Below are 19,016 nucleotides of genomic sequence, written 5' to 3'. Positions count from 1 at the left end.
GTAAACTAGCTAACTAAATGTCTAACTTTAAAGGTTTTTCCTTTCATTTTTCCGTTTGCCAATTTTTTCAATGCAGTTTTAATAGCGTTCTTTTTCACGGCGACATAGGCTTTATTATCAAACACATTGATTTTACCCACCTGCTCACCTTTTATACCTTTATCACCGGTTAACGCCCCTAAAATGTCACCAGGACGAACTTTTTGTCTTTTTCCACCATCAATTTGAATAGTCGCCATATTAGCACTTGGCCTCTTCAAAGATAAAACATCCAAGGCTGGTAAAGTTTGTGGTTGTATAACTTTTTCTAAATAATCTTCTAGTAAGCCAACTTTATAACGCTCTTTTTCACTGAATAATGAAAAAGCGAGACCTTTATTGCCTGCTCTTCCCGTTCGACCAATTCGGTGAACATGCACTTCACTATCCCTAGCAATATGGTAGTTAACAACTAAATCTAAGTTATCAATATCTAAACCTCTTGCTGCCACATCTGTTGCGACAAGTATTGCTGCGCTTTTGTTAGCAAATCGTAATAAGGTTTGATCTCTGTCACGTTGCTCTAAGTCACCATGTAAGGCAAGAACACTAAAGCCATCACTATGAAGCATATTTGCTACAAGTTGCGTTTCTTTTTTGGTATTGCAAAAAATGACGCTTGAATCAACCTGATTATCTAGTAACAATAATCGTAATGCATCTAAGCGATGCTCGTCGTTTTCAACTTTAAAAAACTGCTGCTCAATATTCGATTTTTCTTCAGTAGATGCAACCTCAACCATTACAGGATTAGTCATTATACTGTCACTGATAGCTTTGATTTGTTTTGGGAAAGTTGCGCTAAACAGTAATGTTTGTCTTTGCGCTGGAGTTCTCTCAATTATGTTATCAAGTGCTGCCTGAAAGCCCATTTCTAACATTCTGTCAGCTTCATCTAAAACAAGTAACTCTAAATCATCCAGATTCAGTGTACCTTTGATAACATGCTCTTCGATTCTACCTGGAGTACCGACAATGATATGAGCGCCATGCTCTAAAGAACCAATTTGAGGACCAAAAGGCGTGCCGCCACATAAAGTAAGCACTTTTATATTGTGAATAGCTCGAGCTAGTTTTCTAATTTCTTTTGCGACTTGATCTGCTAACTCTCTTGTTGGGCACAGCACCATTGATTGGATACGAAAACGCTTTACATTCAATTTGTTCAACAAGGCTAAACCAAAAGCGGCTGTTTTACCTGAGCCTGTTTTACCTTGCCCTATAACATCCTTTCCACTAATCATGTCAGGTAAGGATTTAGCCTGAATAGGAGTCATTTCATAGTATTCTAATGACTTAAGGTTACTAACCAAGGCATTATCTAGGGCTAATGATGAAAATGACTTTTTATTAGAGGCTGAGTTACTCATGAATATTCCTAACGTTTTTGATGCTCACTACTTTCATGAGCGTATAATTGCGCGCATAATATCAGCAAAGCTCTTTTTACCCTAATTTTATCACTTTAATAAAGGCGAACCTTCCAAAATGGTCAATCAATGGCAGCTACTTCATCACGATTACGAAAAATACGAGCACTTTAGTCTTCTAAACAAAATTTGCGCATTTATAATAAGCCTAGTTTGTTTTGCTTTTTCTTTCTCGATAATAGTATCCATTTTACTTTTAGCACTTATATGGCTTCAAGAGGCCATTTTAAAAACCTATCAAGGGCGAACCGCTGCAATGTTAGTCACCATTGAGTCCCTGCTTAGCAAAGACGAAACAGATCAGAATAATTTTATGCCTATTTATCAACAATGGCAAAGTGAGCGTAGCTCTATAAGCGGTTTATTAACTGAATATGTCCGTAATGCATTTAAACCCACGGTAATGACTCCTTATATTCCTTTAATGATAATTTTTATCATTGCACAATTTTTATAAATAAGAACTTCCGACACATCAAGGTAACCTCATGAATAGAAAAAAGAAAATAAATAACACATTAAAACTTAAAGTTAAAAAAGCCAATGCTAAACTTCATAAAAGTAATAAGCCAAAATATATTTCAAAGGCTGAGCGAGCTAAAATGGAAGAGCAACAAAAAGAAACACAAGCAAATACAGCAGAGAGTAACTTGAGCAGTGAAACCGAGTAACTAATGACTTTGTCTAAAAATTTACATAAAAAAACGCTTAGTAAATACTAAGCGTTTTGTTATTTCTTAAAGTCAGTAAACTTTAATTAGCATATTATTTCACTTCAGATGCACCCTTAAATTTTTCACGCATTCTTTGAACTAACATGTAAAAGTAAGGAACAAGCAGTGTTCCTAAAATGGTTGCCGAAATCATACCAGCTAATACTGTTATACCCAAAGAAACACGGCTACCAGCACCAGCACCAGTAGCAAAAACTAGTGGTAAAACACCCAAAATAAAAGAGAAAGCTGTCATTAATACCGCTCTAAATCGCATTTTTGCGGCAATAAGCGCAGCATTAAATATTGTTTCACCAGCGGCTCTTTGCTCCATAGCAAACTCAACAATCAAAATAGCAGTTTTAGTCGAAAGACCGATAAGTAAGACTAAACCTACTTGTGCATAAATATTATTAGCTAAACCTATCGTATATAAAGCAAGCATAGCGCCAAACAATGCCAATGGCACTGCTGCAATAACAGAAAATGGGATTGTCCAACTCTCGTATTGCGCTACTAAAAACAAATAAACGAATAAAATTGCGAAAGCAAAAATAATCGGAGCTAAATCACCTGCTTCAATTTCTTGTTTAGATTGCCCAGACCATTCATAAATGAAACCTTGTGGTAAGTTATCAGCCAACTCTTCCATAACCTGAATAGCTTGGCCAGAAGAGTAACCTTCCAGCGCTTGCCCTGTTATACTTGCACTACGATATAAATTAAAATGGTTTATCGTTGTAGGGCCTAATATAGGAGAAAGCTTAGCTAATGTCGTTAATGGCACCATTTCATTTTCATTGTTTCTCACATAATAATAACGTAAGTCTGAAGGCTCTTTTCGATATTTAGATTCTGCTTGTATGGTCACACGATAAGTTCTACCAAACTGACTAAAATCATTAATATATAAAGAACCTAGTTGGGCTTGTAAGGTCGTAAAAATATCTGATAAAGCAACACCTTGTGCTTTAGCTTTATTTCGATCAACCTCAAGGAAATACTGAGGGACATTGGCGCGATAGGTACTAAATACACGCGTTAATTCTGGTCGCTGATTTGCTTCAAAAATCAACCCATTCATAACTTGAGCAAGTTGAGCAGGATCACGCCCTTCACTATCTTGTAATTTAAATTCAAAACCAGAGCTATTACCCAAACCTGGAATTGGCGGTGGATTAAACACCATTATTTGTGCATCAGGCATTGTCCAAAGCTGCCCCATAAGACGAGGTATTAATTGACTTAAACCTAATTCAGGTGTGGTTCTTTCTTCCCAGTCTTTTAAGGTAATAATTGCTAAACCATTATTTGAACCAGCGCCGCCTAACAATGAAAAACCAGAAACGGTAATAAGATCTTCTACCGCTGCATCTTTGGTAATAACAGGGGTTATTTTATCTAACACTGCTTGAGTACGATTACTTGAAGATGCATCAGGCAGTTGAATATCAACAAATAAATACCCCTGATCTTCATCAGGTAAAAAAGCAGTAGGAACTGTATTCGTTAATACACCTGCACCGACAAAAACAATAACAGCAAGAATGCCCACTCGAGAAACACGCTTTAATAAAAAGCCGACCGCTTTACTGTATCCTGACGTTGAATTAACAATCATACGCTCAAACGGTTGTAACCATTTGATAGGCTTCATGGTTTCTGCACTTAATAACACAGTACACAACGCAGGGCTTAATGTTAGAGCATTGATAGACGATATAATCACAGCAAATGAAATCGTCACTGAAAATTGTTTGTATAATTCACCAGTAATGCCTGGCATAAAGCCGACAGGCACAAAAACGGCAAGTAATACTAATGTTGTCGCTACAATAGGACCAGAAACTTGCTCCATTGCTTTTGTCACCGCTTCTTTAATAGGTAACTTTTCTTCTTTTAAAATCCGCTCAACATTTTCTATAACAATGATTGCATCATCAACCACAATACCAATAGCTAAAACTAAGCCGAACAAGGTAATTGTATTAATGGAATAGCCCATTAATAACATAAAAGCAAAAGTACCAATGAGAGAAACAGGTATGGCTAGCGTAGGTATAATAGTTGCTCGCCAATTTTGTAAAAAGATGAAAACAACCAGAATTACTAATGCAACAGCTTGAAATAAAGTAACTTTCACTTCTTCCATTGAACGATCAATAAACTCTGTAGTATCGTAAGGGATTACGTATTCTAATCCATCAGGAAATCGCTCTGACAACTTCGCCATTTCAGCTTTAACTAAATCAGCGACTTCAGTAGCGTTAGCATCAGGCAATTGATAAATAACTAAGAAAGCTGTTTCTTTACCATTCAACCTTGCTTGGGTTGAATAATCTTCCGCACCTAGTTCTAATCTTGCGATATCGGTTAAGCGCACAAAGTTACCATTTGATTTTGCTCGTATAATGGTTTGTCCAAACTCTTTTGGAGATTTTAATCGCCCTTTGGCTTGAATTGAGTATTCAAATTTTTGGTTTGGTAACGAGGGGCTAGAGCCTAATTTACCTGCTGCGACGATCATATTTTGTTCTTGCAGAGCTTGTTGAACTTCCGTAACAGTTACATTAAGAGAAGACATTCTTTCAGGGTTCAACCAAGCTCTCATGCTATAAGTCATTTCACCCATAACTTCAGCCGATGCAACCCCTTTGATACGCCCTAATGGCTCCACCAAATAGTTTGTCGCATAGTTACTTAAGAATAACTGGTTTATACCTTCCTGATCTGAATATAAGTTGACACCCAACAGCATACTGCTAGATTTTTTCTTAACATCGACCCCTTGCCTCGTTACTTCTGAAGGCAATGAACTCGTTGCTAAAGCAACTCTGTTTTGTACATTAACTTGCGCGATATCACCGTCGGTGCCGACATTAAAAAACACGGTGATAATAGCTGCACCATTATTGGTAGCAGTAGATTCAATGTAGAGCATATCCTCTACACCATTTACTTGTTCCTCAATTGGCCGAATAACTGACTCCTCAACCACTTGAGCACTAGCCCCTGGGTAAACAGCTGATATTTGAACTTGGGGCGGTGTAATTTCAGGGTACATATTAACAGGCAGTACCCCCATAGCAATCAAACCTGCAATTGATATAACAATTGAGATAACAAATGCAAATTTTGGACGATTTATAAACGTTTTACTAATCATTTATCTATCCCTAACTCGCTGCAATTGTTTTTATAATTGATGAGTTTTGAGCACTAATAGTTCCCGTTACCCCATCAACACTTTTTTCAACACCATTTACCTCAATGCCGGGTTTTACTTTCTGTAAACCTTCGATTATAACCATTTCTCCCGCTTCTAAACCTTCTTCAACTACCCACATAGCGTTAATTCTTCGACCTAGCACTACATGACGTTGCTTAACTGTATTTTGCTCATCAACAACTAAGACAAACTTTCCTTGTTGCCCTTCTTGTACTGCAACTTGCGGAATTAAGGCCATTTTTTCTTTTTGCTTACTTTCTGCAATTAGTGTTACAAAAAGCCCAGGTAAGATGATCCCGTTCGGGTTATCAAAAACCGCTCTTAATTCTACAGTCCCCATCCCTTGCTCTATGGTTGTATCCGCAAAATCAAGTACACCGGTATGCGGATACTCTGAATTGTTTGGTAATCTAATTGATATATTTAACTGAACATCATCTGCTTTTTTTGTTTTTTGATGTGATTGTAAATAAGAGACATATAAGCTTTCTTCTACCTGAAAACTAACATACATAGGGTCTGTTAATGTCAAAGTCGCTAGTGCATCACTATTAGGACCAACGACATTACCTACGTTGTAATTTACCTTACCAATTCGACCAGTAAAAGGTGCAATAATAGTTGTATAATCTAGGTTCAACTGGGCTTTTTCAACGGCAGCAGTAGCTGACTTTACTGCTGCGCGAGCTTGAGACTCTTCAGTTGTTAAACGATCAAAATCTGATTGAGATATATACCCGTCCTCAATCAACTCTTTTGCACGTTTTAAATTTCTTTTGGCATTATCTTCACCTGATTCTTTACTATTTAAATCAGCCTTAGCTGAAGCAAGTGCAGCTTGATATTCAGCAGGATCTATTTTTAATAAAACCTGTCCTTTTTCAACTAATGCCCCTTCTTTGAAGTGACGTTCAAGCAACTCACCTTCAACTCTTGCTCGCAAATTAGCCTCTCTAGAAGCTTCTGTTCTTGCAACAAACTCCCTATATGAGCCAATTTCTTCGGTATTTACTTTATAGACTGATACAGCAGGAGCAGGAGTTGCAACTTGAGTTTCAGGCTCACCACACCCCAAAAGGCTTATAGAAAAAATGGTTAAACATAACGTTTTTATTACATTGAATTGTTTAGTAAAAGGCTTGAACATTAATAATAGTCCTTGTAATGATACAATATTTATTAATGCTGATTATGACACAACTATTTAAAAATAGTGTTATTTTATCGGTTGTTGTATGGGTGTTTGGTATATTTAGAGGTTAAAAAAAGAACCGCAGCAAAACTACAATTCTTTTTATATGCTTTTAAGGCATGTTGACCTTTGTTGATATTTTCAGCAATACGCTATTTTTATCAATAGTAAAGCAGTATGAACGCAATTTGGTTGTACCAAATAAGTAAAGTCTAATGCCGCTAGTGCTAAAAACAGCCATTGCCCTTATTACTGAAGTTACAACCCCTTTACTCCGTGTTAAAAGCTGGTGATTTAGTCAGTAAACTATGTAACTTTTGTCTTGATTGCAGGGGTTATATCTCTCATCTGAATGATTAAAAAAAGCTAAACACGCCCTAGTTTAAATTAAATTCATTTCTTGTACTTTTTCGTGTGCAATATCAGGTGCGGTAGCATCTGGTTTTGCATGTAAATTAGCTTTTAACTGACCTTTTCTATGCTTTAACGCTGCATCGAGTTTTTTAGCCGCTGATGCAATAGCTGGATACATCACATCATCATTGCCAGAGGCAGATATTCGACCGCCTTCATAATTAGTGGTTAACTCGACTTGATGCTTATTATGAACTTTTGAAATAATGACATCTAAAGTGATAAGGCTAGGGAAATGACTTGCTATCTTTGAAAACTTTTCCTCGATATGTTCTTTGATTGAATCAGTAACTTCAACATGATGACCAGAAAGATTTATTTTCATAGGTATTCCTTTTAAACGGTTACTATTAGTTCTTTTACGATTTTATTTGGCGGTTTCTTACCACGTAATATAGAACTGAGGGCAGAGTAGAAAAAATCAATGCAAAATTAAACTTATTCTTCATTGCTCTGTTATAAAAATAGCGTATAAACAGCAGTATTACTATTGATCTGATTCAATAATATCGAATTTATTGATTATTTAATACGTTTAATGACTAGGGTGTGCGGAGCTTTGTTGATATTTTCAGCAATGAGCTATTTTTCAATAGCAAAGCTGTATGAACGCAATTTGGTTATTCCAAATAAGTGAAGTCTAATAACGCTAGTCTAAAAATATCCATTACACATAGAGATAAGGTTAAAGTTCCTATACTCTGCGTTAAAAACTACTGATTTAACGAGTAAACGACACAAGTTTTTGCCTTGAATAAAAGGTTTATCTCTAAGCTGAACTATTAAATAAAGATAAACATGCCCTAATAAGCTTAAAAAACAAAGTGCATTATTATTAAAGCAAAAAAACCCGCTAATATGTCATCGAACATAATACCAAAACCACCTTTAAGTTTTTTATCTGCTATAGAAATTGGCCAAGGTTTTAATATGTCAAAGAATCTAAAAAGAAGAAAACCTACGACAAGACTTTGTATAGAGAACGGTACCATAAACATAGTAATTAAAAAGCCAGCAATTTCATCCCATACAATAGCAGGATGGTCATGTACACCAACTTCCGCGGCAGCTTTACCACATATATACACTCCAGCAATACAAATCAATACAGTTGCAACAGCATAATATAAGGTGGTTAAGTTCATTAACACTAAATATAAAGGTATGGCAGCAAGGGTGCCAAATGTTCCAGGAGCTTTAGGCGCTAAACCACTACCAAAACCTAACGCTAAAAACTGTATAGGGCTAGCTAAATTAAACGCAGTTTTTTTATTAGTAGACATCATATATGTTCATTGAAGGTTAAATTTAATCTCGATTATGAGAAGTGCTCAAAACCTGAGGAATTGATAGGTACTGCTTTATTGTTCAACGTGGTTGTGATTGTTTGCGTTGCATTCAATTGACCTATACATGTCACATGAATACCAGCATGAGAGAGTGCTGTTTCAACACCAACTTTATTTGCCTCAGAGACCGTAAATAACAATTCGTAATCATCGCCACCAGTAGTAGCAATATTAATAGCATCTTCCTCTAATAAACTATTAGTTAACTTTTCAGACAACGGCAATGCATCTAGAACTACATTTGCGCCAACGTTAGAGGCTTGGCAAATGTGACCTAAATCGGAAATAAGCCCATCAGAAAGGTCTATTGCAGCTGAAGCATATTCACGTATTATTTCGCCTGCCAATACACGTGGTTTTGGATAATTAAGTCTTTCTATTAAAGGCGCGACATAATGCTCTTCAACAGATATATTCCCTTGAAGATATTGAAGTGCTAAAGCGGCATCACCAAGTTCACCTGTCACATATAACCAATCACCGGCTTTGGCTCCACCACGCGATAAATATTGATTTTCTGGTGTCAAACCTTGAGCAGTAATTGTTATACTTAAAGGCCCTTGGGTAGTATCGCCACCAATTAATTCAACATTAAAGAATTCACAAAGTTCAAAAACACCAGCACAAAATTCAGCCACCCAAGCTTCATTAATACTCGGTAAAGTAATAGCTAAAGAAATCCAGCTGGGCTTAGCTCCCATGGCAGCTAAATCAGATAAGTTTACTGCTACGGCTTTATGCCCTATTGCTCTAGCGTCAGTATTTATTGGAAAATGAACACCTTCGACAAGAGTATCTGTAGTAACAACAATGTGTTGATTCGCAATAGGTTTGATTACAGCGCAATCATCACCTATACCAACAGCAACATCTTTTCGCTTTACAGGTTGATTAGAAAAGTAATGTTTTATTAATTCAAACTCTTTCATAAAATATTATTCTTGAGGACGAATTACTTTTACGACTTTATCTAGTACACCATTTACAAACTTGTGACTATCGTCTGCAGCAAAAGATTTTGCTAATTCAATGGCTTCATTGATAACTACACGATAAGGAACTTCTTTACAGTCAGTTAATTCAAAGACAGCGACACGAAGAATTGCTTTCTCAACTTGGTCAATATCATCTAATAGACGATCAACGTGTGGAGAAATTAAACTATCGATTTCACTTACATTACTTGTAACGCCACGAAGTAACTGTTGAAAATATTCAATATCAAAGCGTCTTTTACTATTATCAGTAATAAAGTTGACTTCAACATCCGTTACTGAATTTTGACTAATTTGCCATGAGTAAATAGCTTGAACGGCTAATTCACGAGCTTTTCTTCTTGGGGAAGGTTTCACAATAAATTTCCAGTTAATTTCTTAAATTAAATTTTAGCAAGAACGTTAACCATTTCAAGCGCGCCAAGTGCTGCTTCAGCACCTTTGTTACCTGCTTTAGTTCCTGCTCTTTCAATCGCTTGTTCTATAGAGTCAGTTGTGATTACACCAAATGAAACAGGTATTTCAGATTCTAAACACACTTGTGCTAAACCTTTATTGCATTCGCCTGCGACAAAATCAAAATGTGGCGTGCCACCTCTAATAACAGCACCAATTGCTATGATCGCATCGTAATCACCTTTGTTAGCTGCCTTTTTAGCAACTAATGGCAGTTCATAGGCACCAGGTACTTTCACAACAGTGATGTCAGAGTCTTGGACACTACCATGACGTTTAAGCGCATCTACAGCACCTTCTAATAGACTATCTACAATAAAGTGATTAAAACGTGATACTACGATAGCAAATTTCTTACCTTTTGCTTCGAATGAACCTTCAATAATATTCATTTAACTGTTTCCAATAAGATTATGAAAAATTTTGCGCAATTCTATCAAATTGCTTCTGAATTAGGTACTCGTTTATAGTATTTGCGTGTATTTAATTATTACCACTAAAACTATTCGTCAAACTCATCAAGTAAAGCATCAATTTCAGCTTCTTGGTCTTCATCAATTATAATAGGAGGATTACCATCATAAAGTCGATAATTCATGTTTTGAAAATAAGCATTTTTCAAAAATTCATATGGATCTGCTGACTCAAGTAATAGTTGTTCTTGGTCTCTTATAGCAGCACGTTTTTCAAGACCAAGAATGCTTAAGCGAACCATATTAGGCCAAAAGTCTATTATTGCCATTGGCCAATACAAACCATCAACATAGTCACCTACCTCTTCCCTAACAGAACTAGGTCCAAGCCCTGGGATTACCAAGAAAGGTCCGTCGCCAACCCCATAACTACCTAGAACTTCACCAAATTCTTCTTGATCACCACTCCAACCAAAATCACTGGCAGGATCATAAAAACCAAGAAGGCCGACAGTTGAATTTAAAGTAAAACGCCCCGTACTTTTAGCCGCTTCAGTGAACTTAAATTGCAGCAAATTATTGATAATACTTGCTGGTTCGTTCAAATTGAGCGCTATATTATATAGGCCTGTACGAAGAAAAGGAGGAGTATAAGTCGTATAGAGTTCCGAGGCCGGCTTTGCCAAGTACTTATCAACATAATCCCAAGTAAAAGTCCATAAAGGTCTATTTATCACTTCTAAAGGGTCTCTATTGTCATAAATAGCAGCTACCGGAACATTTGTATCTTGTTCATCATTCATATCAACCGCTGGTTTAGAGGAACATGCAGACACGCATAAAATAGTTACACAGAGAACAAGCCGAACAAAAAATGTCATGAATATATTCACTAAGCTAAAATCCTTGTCTTAGTCTCAATAGTGCAAATGACGTTATTAGTTAACATCGTTGCAAAAAAAATTTCGCCGAGTTTAACATGGAATGGCGCACACTACTAAATGCTGTTTAATGATTTATTTAGGTTGTTTTCTCTGAGCGTATACAGACAATAACATTTCAACTTCTGCACGAGGAAGTTCACACTCGGCCATAATTTCTTCAATATCAGCCCCTTTTTCAGCTAATTTGAACGCCCTAGTATAAAACTTATCTTGTCCGTCACTCTCTTGAAGCTGCATAACTTGTTGTTGGTGGGTTTGCAATTGCGTTTGTACTAACTTTATTCTGTGCTCTAGTTGTTTTGATACTTGGATAGTTTCCACTAGATCATTTTCACTCTTACTAGTTGTCTGCTCAATTCTGACTTTTAATAAAGTAAACTCATTTTGTAAATTATTAAGCATGAACTCATCAGCTTGTTGTTGAGCATTCAGAAGTTCAATATTCTTTTTTAATTGTTTGAATAAATATATAAATAAAATGGTAACGAGCAATGAGACTAGCAAACCACTAACAGCAATAATAGGAACGGCTAATAATGACATTAATATTGGAACTCATTTAAAAGGTGCTTAATGGCTTTAATTATATTAAAGCCATTAGCTGTAGGCAAAATGTAGTGACAATTAAAACTGTTTTAATTCGTCCCATTCATCATCAGAAAGTAATTTGTCAAGATCAACAAGTATAAGCAATTCACCATCTCTATTTGATACACCTTGTATAAATTGCGCGCTTTCTTCATTTCCAACGTTTGGAGCTATATCTATTTCAGAAGCTTTTAAATAAACAACTTCGGCAACACTATCAACTAAGATACCAATAACTTGCTTTTCAGACTCAATAACAACAACCCTAGTATTATCAGTTACATCACAAGGCTCTAATCCAAAGCGTGATCTCGTATCAATCACAGTGACAACATTACCACGTAAATTAATTATACCAAGAACATATAAAGGAGCCCCTGGAACAGGTGCTATTTCACTATAACGTAATACTTCTTGAACCTGCATTACATTAATACCGTATGTTTCATTTTCTAATTTAAAAGTAACCCATTGCAATACTTCATCGTTCATATCGACATTATCACTGGAAATTCGTCTTTCATCAGACATAACATTTGCCTCTTATATAATCAAAATCACTACGTTTATTTATTTTGATGGATGCCACTGCCATCATTTAATAATTTTATTAATGCATCTACATCTAATAATGCACACATTTTTTCTTTGACTAACCCTGCCAACCATGGTCTTTTGCTCGAAGAGTCTAACCATTTCACTTCATCTTGATTCAGAGTAACTGTATCGACTAAGTGCTCAGCCATTAAGCCCCAATGACTTTTATTTAACATTATAACATATTGATAGTTTAGTGAATTAATAAGTTTATCATCACATTTTTCAGGCATTACCCACAAGGCAGTATCGACAACATTAATTTTCTCATCACGGTGAAGCATTACGCCTTTAAACCAATCAGGTTTGCCCATTAAACTATTTGTTTTATGAACTTTATGTATTCCACCTAATTCAATTAAAGGAACAGCAATCATTAACCCTGCAACATCAAAAAACATTGCTTGAAAATTCCCTTCCCTGTAGCTCTTCTCTTTTGCTTTACTTTCTTGCTTTTGAGCGAGGCTTTTCTGTGTTGTAACTGGCTTAATGGTATCTATAGGCTGTGCTTTAACTGTCTCTTTCTTTTCAGACTGAACAGTAGGCTCTTTGGTAATAACTTCCTCTATAGATGGTTTAACAGTATTAAGCAGTTTCTCTAATGATTTATCTTTAATTTTTTCAGGCTGTCCAACCGATATCGTCGGTTGGACATGTTGTTTAGTTGTTTGAACATCTTGATTTACAGGCAGGTCAGCTTCTGTCAATAATTCTGACAAATAGTTCTTCATGACCTTTTTACTAGCAGATAACGATTTAGCCATTTAACTGCAAACCTCATGTTCGTTTTTCATTTGACTCATTAAATAATCCAGTAAACTTTTATAAGCAAATGTCCCTCTAGAGTTTGCTGCATAATCTGATGGCACTTGCTGGGCAACACTCGCATTTCTAAAGTTTGTATCAATTGGGACTACACCAGGCCACACTTTATTAGTATAGACTTCTTGTAATTTTTTATACGCTAAAATTGAGGCTTTTGTTCGCTTATCAAACATAGTTGGTACGATAGTAAATTTAAATGGTTCATCTTGTTCTCCTTGCATTATTTCCATCGTTTTTATCATACGATCTAAACCTTTCAAAGCAAGAAACTCGGTTTGTACTGGCACAACAATTCTATCTGCAGCAGCCAAAGCGTTAACCATTAACACCCCTAACACAGGAGGACAATCCATCAATACATAATCATAATCGTTAGCTAGTTTTTGAATTGCTTTTTTTAATACTAATCCCATTCCGCCTTTAGTACCTAAAGACCGGTCTAAAGTTGCCAAGCCCATCGTAGCCGGCAATATATCTATGTTCGGATATTTAGAAGGGCATAAGCTTTGTAATATCTGCTCTTTTGAAGAAACTTGTACGAATAAATCATAAACACTTAAGTCTAAATCCTCAGATTCAATACCAAAATAATAACTTAATGAGGCATGAGGATCTGTATCTACTAGCAATACACGATGACCTCGTTCAGCTAATAAACCAGCCAAGGCAATAGTGGTTGTTGTTTTTCCAACACCACCTTTTTGATTTGCAACTGTCCAAATTATCAAGAGTACATCCTAATTATCATTATTATCTTGTTGTTTTATATTTGTATTATTGTTTTGATTATTTTTTTCATCATCATTTCTTGTGGTAATTCTGATACCGCCATTATCTAAACGTATTACTTTAATAGAATTATCACTTTCTGGTTGATTATTCTGTTTAATATTTTCAACCTCATTCAAACTAATAGTAGGAGCAACAAGCAAGTTTGACTTTTCTAATCCATATTTAGATATAGCGACGACAACTTTTCGATTTCTAGCTCGTCCTTGTGCAGTAGTATTATCTGCACTTGGGTAGTATTGTCCGTAGCCTTCAATTGCCATTCTTGCTGGATCTAGTTCGAGTGCTTCAAATAAACGTAAAATAGCCGTTGCGCGATGAACAGACAGCTCCCAATTTGATGAATATACTTCATTATTTATTGGTTGGTTATCCGTGTAGCCTCGTACTCTAACAAAGTTACTTACGTTTCCAATCACATCGTTAATTACGCCTATAATTGCTTGTGCTGAATTTGTAGGCGAAGACGAGCCACTTGGGAAAAGAAGCCCACTATTTAATTCTATTTCTAGCCAATCACCATCAACCTGTAATTGAGCATAACCAGACTCAACAATATCATATAAAGCAGTACTTAACTCTTCTTCTAATGAATCAAGATTTGAACCATTAACCGTATCAGAGATATTAGACAAATCTTGTTCACCTGAAACTAATTCAGGCCCTGCCACATCAAGAATATTATTACCGTATAAACGTTTTTTGGTTTGAAGACTGTTAACCATCAGTAAATCATCACCATGACCAACATTTTTTGTTAATATATCATCAGCTTGAAAAACCCTGCCTATAGATTCAGTTATACTTTCAAACGGTTTCTCATTGACCATAGCCATGGCATATAAAACCACAAATAAAGCAAACAATAATGTCATATAATCAGCATATGAAATTAGCCAGCGATGAACATTATCATGTTCTAAAGAATGGCGTCTTCGTCTAAGACGATTCATTATAGCAACCTAAACGCTGATAACTTATTTTCAATTGCATGCGGATTTTCACCATTTGCAATCGAAACTAAACCTTCACAAATCATTTCTCTGTACATTGTCTGCTGATGGATAATAGCTCTTAATTTATTCGCCACAGGTAAGTATATTAAATTAGCAAACCCTACCCCATAAATTGTAGCGATAAATGCAGTAGCTATTCCCTGCCCCAACAAGTCTGGTTCACTTAAATTTGACATTGCATGAACCAAACCTAAAACAGCACCTAAAATTCCGATTGTTGGACTGTACCCACCCATAGATTCAAAAACATTTGCAGAGCGTAAATTGTGCTCACGATACAGTTCTAAATCGAGTTCAAGTGAAATGCGAAAATCCTCTAACTCTACACCATCAACAAGTAAATTTAAGCCTTTGTGTGTAAAAGGCTCTTCAATATCAAGAGCAATATCTTCAAGTGATAAATACCCGGATTCACGTGCTTTTTCAGACCAAGAGACTAAATTCAAAATACCTTCATCAATATCATATCGAGGTGGAATAATAACCCACTTTAATAAAGAGAGAGCATGTTGAAACTGATTTAAAGATGATTGCAGCATTACAGCACCTAAAGTACCACCGAATACAATAATAAATGCTGGTAACTCAAATAAAGTAGCGATTGCACCGCCATCTAAAGCAAAACCAAAATAAATAGCAATAATTGCTAATAATAGCCCTGCAATACTGAGTTTATCCACAACCGACTTCCTTGCTCATTGAGCTAGACATATCACTCAATGGCAAAGATAAAGAAGAGATACCCGCTTTATCAATGGCTTGAGGCATACCATATACAACACATGACTCTTCATTTTGAGACCAGATAGTAGCGCCACGGGCTTTTAACATTTTTGCGCCATCTCTCCCATCAGATCCCATTCCTGTTAAAATGGCAGCTAGTACTTTCCCTGAGAATACCTTTGCAGCAGAAGCAAAACTAATATCCACACTGGGCCTAAATGTGATCTTTGCAGAATTATCATCAATAATTTTTATTTTTGCAGAAGATTCTGTCCCAGATAAAAGCATTTGCCGCCCACCTGGAGCCAAGTACGCACAGCCTGGCTTTAATAAATCTCCATCACTCGCCTCTTTCACTGATATGTTACATAAGCTGTCTAGCCTTTTTGCAAACGCAGCTGTAAATGCTGCTGGCATATGTTGAACTAAAATAATAGGTAATGGAAAGTTTTTATCAAATTGCGTTAATATTTGCTGAAGTGCTACAGGGCCACCTGTTGATGTACCTATAGCAAGTAGTTTGTATTCTTTACCAGAACTTTTCTTTGCAGTATTTATTCTACTACCATTGTCACTTATCGCTACTTTATCAACTTGTCGCGTTAAGTTTGAATTTTGTTTTGGGGCTTCTACTTTAGGTGTGTTGGTGTTAGAAAAGTTAGAATGCTGTTTAGGACGAATTGAGCTCCGTTTTCTTGCAATTTCAACAACTCTTTGTCTTAACAAGTTTCCTGCTTCGTCACTATCCTTTGCAATATCACTAAATTTTTTTGGTAAGAAGTCTAATGCACCGGCATCAAGTGCCTCTAATGTTGCTTTCGCGCCTTGATGCGTTAATGACGAAAACATTAGAATTGGTGTTGGGGTTTGAGCCATTATTTTTTTTACAGCGTCAATGCCATTTAAAACAGGCATTTCAATATCCATTGTAATGACATCAGGTTTCAAAGACATTGCTTTATCTACAGCTTCTTGCCCATTAACGGCAACATCAATAACTGTTAAATTTGGATCTTTGTTTATAATATCAGTTACTCTCCGTCGAAAAAAACTGGAATCATCAACAACAAGTACCTTATATGGCATTTAAATTCTCTACATAAAATTAGCAAAATTGGCTGTTAGCATTATAAAAAGTTAAGAGCGAAGCTTTTTATTTACTGGTGATTTCTTAGCATAAAATTTCAGCATATTCGGAATATCTAAAATTAAAGCAATTCCTCCATCACTGGTTATTGTTGCACCAGCCATTCCAGGTGTACCATGTAATAATCTATCTAAAGGTTTTATTACCACCTCTTCTTGGCCAATCAATCTATCAACAACAAAAGCCACTTGCTGATTCCCTAATTGAACAATAACTACATGTCCTTTGACACGTGATTTATCAACAAAGTTACGTACTAGCCATTGATCTAAATAAAACAGAGGGATAGCTTTTTCTCTTACTATAATCGTTAATTGCCCATCAACACTGTTGGTGTTTGATAAATCTAAATGGAAAATTTCATTCACCGCAGCAAGAGGTAAAGCAAAGGTTTGTTCACCAACTACAACCATTAGAGTAGGCAGTATTGCTAAAGTTAAAGGAACCTTTATCTCTAAAACAGTACCAACCCCTAATTCAGAGTCAATACTGACAGTACCGTTTAACTGGGTGATTTTCGTTTTAACAACATCCATACCAACACCACGACCTGAAACTTCAGAAATTTCTGTTTTGGTCGAAAACCCAGGTGCAAATATTAGGCTAAACGCTTCTTTATCTGACATTCGTGCAGCCGCATCATGATCTAAAACACCACGTTCGATGGCGATATCTTTTAACTTATCAGCATTCATACCTGCACCATCATCTTTGATAGTTAACAGTATATGATCACCTTCTTGAGATGCTGATAAAACAACGGTTCCTTCTCGTGGCTTTCCTAAAGATTCACGTACATCTGGTTCTTCTACACCATGATCAACTGAATTTCTGACTAAATGCACTAACGGATCAGCTAACGCTTCAACTAAGTTTTTATCTAAATCAGTTTCTTCGCCCTCAAGTACTAATTTAATATCTTTTTTGAGGCTGCGTGCTAGATCTCTAACAACTCTTGGAAAACGACCAAATACTTTCTTAATTGGCTGCATGCGCGTTTGCATTACAGCACCTTGTAAATCTGTTGTTACGGCATCTAAGTTTGACACCGCTTTAGTAAGATCTTCGTCGTCTGAGGTTAATCCAAGACTAGTTAATCTATTCCTAACTAATACTAGTTCACCAACCATATTCATAATTTGATCTAGGCGTTTAGTATCAACCCTAACTGTTGTTTCACCTTGAGAACTTGCTTGTTGAGGCGATTTTTTTGCAGGTTCTTTCGCAGGAGCTTTTGAAGCTTTAGATGCGCTAACAGGGGTCGGCTTAGCTTTGGGTGTAGGCACTGGTGTTGGTTTGCTAACCGGTGATGTTGCCTCTGGTTTACTTTCTTCTTGTTTAGGCGAGTCAACGAGTTTTGGTGCATTTCCCTTGCCATGCAATTCATCTAAGAGTGATTCAAATTCATCGTCATCAATCTCATCACTTGAGCTAGCTATTGGGGAGGAGGATGACTCAGCAGTTTCAGCCGAAAATGCACCTTGACCATGTAATTCATCTAATAAAGATTCGAACTCATCATCGGTTATTTCATCACTACCTGAATCGACTGCCGTTTGACTTGAATCACTTTTAACATCTGATGCAGATTCTTGATTTGCAGACGGTACGCTTCCAGCGCCATGTAACTCATCAAGCAATTTTTCAAATTCGTCTTCTGACATTTCATCAACACTGCCATCTTGACTTTCATTACTTGAGTTATCAATTACGGGTTCTACAGTCGCTTGAACAACGGGTGCTTCATCCGTTTTTTCTTCACTATCAGGAGTACTTAGTCGATGTAACTCAGCAAGCAAATCGGCATCAGCTGCGACAAGAGGCTCTCTGTTTTGCACTAAAGCAAACATATCATTGACAGTATCTAAAGCTGATAAAATAGTATCCATCAATTCAGGTGTTACACTTCTTTGACCATTACGAAGTAAATCAAAAATATTTTCAGCGCCATGACAAACATCAACAAGCTCGGTTAAGCTTAAAAAGCCTGCTCCGCCTTTGACTGTGTGAAAGCCACGAAAAATTGAATTAAGCAAATCAGCATTATCTACATCATTTTCTAATTCAACTAACTCCTCTGAAAGTGATTCTAATATTTCACCCGCTTCTACTAAAAAGTCCTGTAAAATTTCTTCATCTGCTTCAAAAGACATGCAG

General features: G+C 36.3%; 19 protein-coding genes. 2 read left to right on the top strand and 17 right to left on the bottom strand.

Features of this window, described 5'->3' with window-relative positions; all coding sequences use genetic code 11:
* Positions 1 to 5 precede the first annotated feature (5 nt).
* Positions 6 to 1,409 (bottom strand): ATP-dependent RNA helicase DbpA, encoded by a 1,404-nt coding sequence (gene dbpA / locus D1094_RS10135; RefSeq protein WP_118959994.1) that lies wholly within the window; start codon positions 1,407 to 1,409, stop codon positions 6 to 8.
* A 316-nt stretch (positions 1,410 to 1,725) separates the two neighbouring features.
* Between dbpA and D1094_RS18540 the strand changes: the two genes are divergently transcribed.
* Together D1094_RS18540 and D1094_RS10125 are read left to right on the top strand one after the other, a co-directional pair.
* Positions 1,726 to 1,926, top strand: coding sequence for a hypothetical protein (locus D1094_RS18540; protein ID WP_147361069.1), 201 nt, complete (start codon positions 1,726 to 1,728; stop codon positions 1,924 to 1,926).
* A 31-nt stretch (positions 1,927 to 1,957) separates the two neighbouring features.
* Complete coding sequence (locus D1094_RS10125; protein WP_118959992.1) at positions 1,958 to 2,140, top strand: DUF2986 domain-containing protein; 183 nt, start codon at positions 1,958 to 1,960, stop codon at positions 2,138 to 2,140.
* 94 nt (positions 2,141 to 2,234) lie between these two features.
* On the opposite strand, the gene D1094_RS10120 is transcribed toward D1094_RS10125, so the two are convergent.
* From D1094_RS10120 to D1094_RS10045, 16 genes are all read right to left on the bottom strand, one after another.
* A complete protein-coding gene (locus tag D1094_RS10120; RefSeq protein WP_118959991.1) occupies positions 2,235 to 5,348 on the bottom strand; it encodes an efflux RND transporter permease subunit in 3,114 nt (1,037 codons plus the stop codon).
* 10 nt (positions 5,349 to 5,358) lie between these two features.
* Positions 5,359 to 6,558, bottom strand: coding sequence for an efflux RND transporter periplasmic adaptor subunit (locus D1094_RS10115; protein ID WP_118959990.1), 1,200 nt, complete (start codon positions 6,556 to 6,558; stop codon positions 5,359 to 5,361).
* A gap of 427 nt (positions 6,559 to 6,985) precedes the next feature.
* Positions 6,986 to 7,342 (bottom strand): ribosome hibernation-promoting factor, HPF/YfiA family, encoded by a 357-nt coding sequence (gene hpf / locus D1094_RS10110; protein WP_118959989.1) that lies wholly within the window; start codon positions 7,340 to 7,342, stop codon positions 6,986 to 6,988.
* Positions 7,343 to 7,829: 487 nt separating this feature from the next.
* Positions 7,830 to 8,303, bottom strand: coding sequence for a phosphatidylglycerophosphatase A (locus D1094_RS10105; RefSeq protein WP_118959988.1), 474 nt, complete (start codon positions 8,301 to 8,303; stop codon positions 7,830 to 7,832).
* Positions 8,304 to 8,335: 32 nt separating this feature from the next.
* The gene (gene thiL / locus D1094_RS10100; RefSeq protein WP_118959987.1) at positions 8,336 to 9,295 is read right to left on the bottom strand and encodes a thiamine-phosphate kinase; all 960 of its coding nucleotides are present in this window, start codon (positions 9,293 to 9,295) and stop codon (positions 8,336 to 8,338) included.
* A gap of 6 nt (positions 9,296 to 9,301) precedes the next feature.
* Entirely contained in the window at positions 9,302 to 9,718 is a 417-nt protein-coding gene (gene nusB, locus D1094_RS10095) for a transcription antitermination factor NusB (protein ID WP_118959986.1), read from the bottom strand.
* 26 nt (positions 9,719 to 9,744) lie between these two features.
* Positions 9,745 to 10,209: a 6,7-dimethyl-8-ribityllumazine synthase gene (ribE, locus tag D1094_RS10090; RefSeq protein ID WP_118959985.1), complete on the bottom strand. Its 465-nt coding sequence runs from the start codon at positions 10,207 to 10,209 to the stop codon at positions 9,745 to 9,747.
* 110 nt (positions 10,210 to 10,319) lie between these two features.
* A complete protein-coding gene (locus D1094_RS10085) occupies positions 10,320 to 11,033 on the bottom strand; it encodes a VacJ family lipoprotein (RefSeq protein WP_259337902.1) in 714 nt (237 codons plus the stop codon).
* Between the two features lie 213 nt (positions 11,034 to 11,246).
* On the bottom strand, positions 11,247 to 11,717 hold the full coding sequence (locus D1094_RS10080) for a DUF2802 domain-containing protein (protein ID WP_118959983.1): 471 nt from the start codon (positions 11,715 to 11,717) through the stop codon (positions 11,247 to 11,249).
* A gap of 81 nt (positions 11,718 to 11,798) precedes the next feature.
* Positions 11,799 to 12,293, bottom strand: a complete 495-nt coding sequence (locus D1094_RS10075) for a chemotaxis protein CheW (RefSeq protein WP_118959982.1) — start codon at positions 12,291 to 12,293, stop codon at positions 11,799 to 11,801.
* Positions 12,294 to 12,328: 35 nt separating this feature from the next.
* Positions 12,329 to 13,123, bottom strand: coding sequence for a chemotaxis protein CheW (locus D1094_RS10070; protein ID WP_182440150.1), 795 nt, complete (start codon positions 13,121 to 13,123; stop codon positions 12,329 to 12,331).
* A complete protein-coding gene (locus D1094_RS10065) occupies positions 13,124 to 13,912 on the bottom strand; it encodes a ParA family protein (RefSeq protein ID WP_118959981.1) in 789 nt (262 codons plus the stop codon). It abuts the gene before it with no gap.
* A 9-nt stretch (positions 13,913 to 13,921) separates the two neighbouring features.
* Complete coding sequence (locus D1094_RS10060) at positions 13,922 to 14,926, bottom strand: flagellar motor protein MotB (protein WP_118959980.1); 1,005 nt, start codon at positions 14,924 to 14,926, stop codon at positions 13,922 to 13,924.
* Entirely contained in the window at positions 14,926 to 15,669 is a 744-nt protein-coding gene (locus tag D1094_RS10055) for a flagellar motor protein (RefSeq protein WP_118959979.1), read from the bottom strand. The genes D1094_RS10060 and D1094_RS10055 overlap by 1 nt, the downstream gene beginning before the upstream one ends.
* Positions 15,662 to 16,798, bottom strand: a complete 1,137-nt coding sequence (locus D1094_RS10050; RefSeq protein ID WP_118959978.1) for a chemotaxis response regulator protein-glutamate methylesterase — start codon at positions 16,796 to 16,798, stop codon at positions 15,662 to 15,664. The genes D1094_RS10055 and D1094_RS10050 overlap by 8 nt, the downstream gene beginning before the upstream one ends.
* A gap of 51 nt (positions 16,799 to 16,849) precedes the next feature.
* Positions 16,850 to 19,012, bottom strand: a complete 2,163-nt coding sequence (locus tag D1094_RS10045; protein WP_118959977.1) for a chemotaxis protein CheA — start codon at positions 19,010 to 19,012, stop codon at positions 16,850 to 16,852.
* Positions 19,013 to 19,016: the final 4 nt, after the last annotated feature.

This window comes from Colwellia sp. RSH04 (assembly GCF_003545765.1).
GTDB lineage: Bacteria > Pseudomonadota > Gammaproteobacteria > Enterobacterales > Alteromonadaceae > Colwellia.
The sequence above is the reverse complement of the archived record's forward strand: the minus strand, read 5'-3'. Positions and strand labels throughout refer to the sequence as shown.